At 50.4% G+C, this 3,349-nt stretch carries 7 protein-coding genes; 5 read left to right on the forward strand and 2 right to left on the reverse strand.

Features of this window, described 5'->3' with window-relative positions; translation table 11 throughout:
- Nucleotides 1-1,133 (forward strand): RHS repeat domain-containing protein (locus tag NG42_RS23155; protein ID WP_052902267.1); only part of this gene is annotated, 1,133 nt, incomplete at its 5' end.
- A gap of 1 nt (nucleotide 1,134) precedes the next feature.
- The gene (locus NG42_RS19305) at nucleotides 1,135-1,593 is read left to right on the forward strand and encodes a hypothetical protein (protein WP_052902269.1); all 459 of its coding nucleotides are present in this window, start codon (nucleotides 1,135-1,137) and stop codon (nucleotides 1,591-1,593) included.
- Here the strand turns inward: NG42_RS19305 and NG42_RS23820 are convergent, their stop codons facing one another.
- On the reverse strand, nucleotides 1,594-1,716 hold the full coding sequence (locus tag NG42_RS23820; RefSeq protein WP_082203921.1) for a SymE family type I addiction module toxin: 123 nt from the start codon (nucleotides 1,714-1,716) through the stop codon (nucleotides 1,594-1,596).
- An 80-nt stretch (nucleotides 1,717-1,796) separates the two neighbouring features.
- On the opposite strand from NG42_RS23820, the gene NG42_RS23910 reads away from it, so the two are divergent.
- Nucleotides 1,797-2,504, forward strand: coding sequence for an RHS repeat-associated core domain-containing protein (locus NG42_RS23910; protein ID WP_420911323.1), 708 nt, complete (start codon nucleotides 1,797-1,799; stop codon nucleotides 2,502-2,504).
- A complete protein-coding gene (locus tag NG42_RS19315; RefSeq protein ID WP_162231040.1) occupies nucleotides 2,501-2,845 on the forward strand; it encodes a barstar family protein in 345 nt (114 codons plus the stop codon). Before NG42_RS23910 ends, NG42_RS19315 begins: the two co-directional genes overlap by 4 nt.
- A 46-nt stretch (nucleotides 2,846-2,891) precedes the next feature.
- Here NG42_RS19315 and NG42_RS22260 read toward each other — a convergent pair whose 3' ends face one another.
- Complete coding sequence (locus NG42_RS22260) at nucleotides 2,892-2,990, reverse strand: SymE family type I addiction module toxin (protein WP_241488383.1); 99 nt, start codon at nucleotides 2,988-2,990, stop codon at nucleotides 2,892-2,894.
- Between the two features lie 151 nt (nucleotides 2,991-3,141).
- Here NG42_RS22260 and NG42_RS23915 point away from each other — a divergent pair.
- Nucleotides 3,142-3,349: RHS domain-containing protein (locus NG42_RS23915; RefSeq protein WP_420911324.1), on the forward strand; the 208-nt coding region annotated here is incomplete at its 3' end.

Below are 3,349 nucleotides of genomic sequence, written 5' to 3' on the forward strand. Positions count from 1 at the left end.
AGCGCATCGCGGCGGGCCGCGAAGAGCGTTTTAGTTATGATCCGGCGGGCAACCGCACCGACACCCGCGGGCAGGTGGTATGGCGCAACCTGCTGCGCAGGCTGAAAGGTGCGCGTCAGGAGTATGACGGCTTTGGCCGCCTGGCCTGGCGCAAAGCGGCGCGGGAGGCCGCGGAGCAGTACTTCAGCTATAACGCGGAGCATCAGCTCAGCGAGGTGCGGCTGAGCGGGCACCGGGCGTTCAGCCGCGTGCAGTACCGCTATGATGCGCTGGGGCGGCGCACGCATAAAATTCTGCATCGCCACGACGAGCCGGATGCGGAAATAATGACCTTCCACTGGCAGGGGCTGCAGATGGTGGGCGAGCAGAGCAGCCGCTCGCCCGATCACCGCGTGCAGTATCTGTATGGCGAAGGGAGTCGGGAGCCGCTGGCGCGGGTGGATATCGACGGTGACAGCCAGCAGACGTTCTGGTATCACACCGACCTGAACGGGCTGCCGGAGCGGCTGACTGACGAAGAGGGCGACGTGGTCTGGCGCGGCCGGTTCAGCAGCTGGGGCGAAACGGAATATGAAAGCGGCGGGAGCCGGCTGGCGGTGCCGCAGAACCTGCGTTTCCAGGGTCAGTATCTGGACAGGGAAACGGGGCTGCACTACAATCTTTTTCGCTATTATGATCCGGTGATGGGGAGGTTTACGCAGCCGGATCCGGTGGGGCTGGTTGGTGGTATAAACCAGTATGCTTATGTCAAAAACCCGCTGACGTGGATAGATCCGCTGGGGTTAAGCGGCGATCCAATTGGGAGTGAAAATAATCCATTCGGTTCTTCCCGTGCAGCCAGGCGTGATGGTATGAGGCAAGCAGGAATACCTACAAGTCAACAACCGATTAGCCAGTCGAAGAATAGCTCCGGTTGGGAATATAGATATGAAGTGCTAAAACCTGGTGGTGGAACTATTCCTGCGACAGTGCAACAACAAACAATGGATGTTAGCCATCCTGATCAACCACACTGGGAAGCTGGTAAAGTAAAAGTTGATCCTAGAACAGGTGAAACGCGCATGAATGATTATGGTCGACCGAAAATCGCGAACCCTAAAGGCAAGGCTTATAATAAAAAGTGTGGTAGCTAACATGACTTCAGTTCAATATAAGAAAGAATTGTTATATAGAAAGGCTAATGGAAAGAAGGTTATTGAATCCTACTTATCTAAAATTAACTCACTTATTTATTGTGATATAATTGATCTTTTTTTTATTCCATTAGAATGCACAGATGATATATTGAAAAAATCGTTAGTGGATGAAGAAAACTCAGTTAAGCGAAAAATAGAGCCGCAGTTGCTATCAGAATTCATAGGAAAAATAAAAAATTATGACTCGGGATATTATGTTTTTATTGACGATGACTGGCAATATTGTGGAACTTTCATTATCCCTTCTTTAAATATGTTAAAGGAGGATTTTGTTTTTGGGGGTAAGATAATTAATAATATTTTATTAATATCGGAGAGCTTTACTAAGTATATAGATTTAGATTATTACGAGATAAATGGTAAATATTATCTAGATGTAACCGAATCTATGGCATAGTTATAAAAAGCCGCCGGTGGTCAGAATAAAGCAACCCGCCTCAATCCTGACCGTCACCGCCTTGCCCGTCTCAAACCCCGCCTCACGCAGCCACTTGCTGGACAGGTTCAGCGGTGCTGCTATTCAGGCTAATGCGCAGGCTGAAGGTGCGCGTCAGGAGTATGACGGTTTCGGCCGCCTGGCCTCGCGCAAAGCGGCAGCGGGTGGACATCGACGGTGACAGCCAGCAGACGTTCTGGTATCACACCGACCTGAACGGGCTGCCGGAGCGGCTGACTGACGAAGAGGGCGACGTGGTCTGGCGCGGCCGGTTCAGCAGCTGGGGCGAAACGGAATATGAAAGCGGCGGAAGCCGGCTGGCGGTGCCGCAGAACCTGCGTTTCCAGGGTCAGTATCTGGACAGGGAAACGGGGCTGCACTACAATCTTTTTCGCTATTATGATCCGGTGATGGGGAGGTTTACGCAGCCGGATCCGGTGGGGTTAGAAGGCGGGCTGAATCCTTATGCTTACGCTCCAACCCCTCTTACTTGGGTTGATCCGCTGGGACTTAAATGTTCCCATACAGCCAGTAATCCCAAAGAAGCTCACGCAGCTATAAGAGATAAATGGGGTTATGATATGGCACCAAAAGATATGAGAGAATTACAAGCCACGATTGACAGGATTAAATTACAGAGACCCGCTTACGATCAAGATGGGAGCATATTTAGAAACACTTATGAAATAAATCCCGGTAGTCAGCGCCTGAATACTGGAAGTGGTCCCTATCAGGAATGGACAGTAAGAACACCTGGTCTGGGAAATCGGGGAGCCAGACGTATTGTTGTAGATACAAAAACTGGTAAAGCATACTATAGCCACGATCATTACGAATCTTTCATAGAAGTAGTTCCTGGAGGATGGAAGTGATTAATGCAAAGAGATTATCCATTGATTTTTCCAAGATAAAAACCATTGGTGACTTTCACGATGAAATGAATGAGTTATTTGGTTTTCCGGATTTTTATGGGAAAAATGTCCATGCGTTAATTGATTGTTTGTCTAGTATCCGTTTTCCAAGTGACGGCATGACTAAAATACATGTAGATATGTGTGAGGTTCTTATTATAGAAGCAATGAATTTTTCTGTTTTAGAAAAAGAGATAATGAAAATTTTTATTTTTTCTGTAGAGGCTGTTAATCAAAGATCTATCTTGAAAGGGCGAAGTGCTCCATTGTTAATTGAATTTATTGAGAAACATGCATATTGAAATAAAAGCCGGAAGCGATCCCAGGGACTCTTCCGGATTTTTACTTTCAGTCGCTGGTGGTTAGGATCAGCCCCCCTGCCTCAACCTTGACCGCCACCGCCTGGCCGGTCTCAAACCCCGCCTCGCGCAGCCACTTGCCGGACAAGTTCAGCAGTGCTGCTATTCAGGCTACTGCGCAGGCTGAAAGGTGCGCGTCAGGAGTATGACGGTTTTGGCCGCCTGGCCTGGCGCAAAGCGGCGCGGGGCGGCGCACGCATAAAATTCTGCACCGCCACGGCGAGCCGGATGCGGAAATAATGACCTTCCACTGGCAGGGGCTGCAGATGGTGGGCGAGCAGAGCAGCCGCTCGCCCGATCACCGCGTGCAGTATCTGTATAGCGAAGGGGGCCGGGAGCCGCTGGCGCGGGTGGATATCGACCGTGACAGCCAGCAGACGTTCTGGTATCACACCGACCTGAACGGGCTGCCGGAGCGGCTGACTGACGAAGAGGGCGACGTGGTCT

Origin of the sequence: Winslowiella iniecta (genome assembly GCF_001267535.1) — a bacterium.
Taxonomy (GTDB): Bacteria; Pseudomonadota; Gammaproteobacteria; order Enterobacterales; family Enterobacteriaceae; genus Erwinia; species Erwinia iniecta.

What these genes read in the sequence shown, in the direction of transcription:
- NG42_RS19305 (WP_052902269.1), top strand. Translation starts at nt 1,135, where the DNA reads ATGACTTCAGTTCAATATAAGAAAGAATTGTTATATAGAAAGGCTAAT.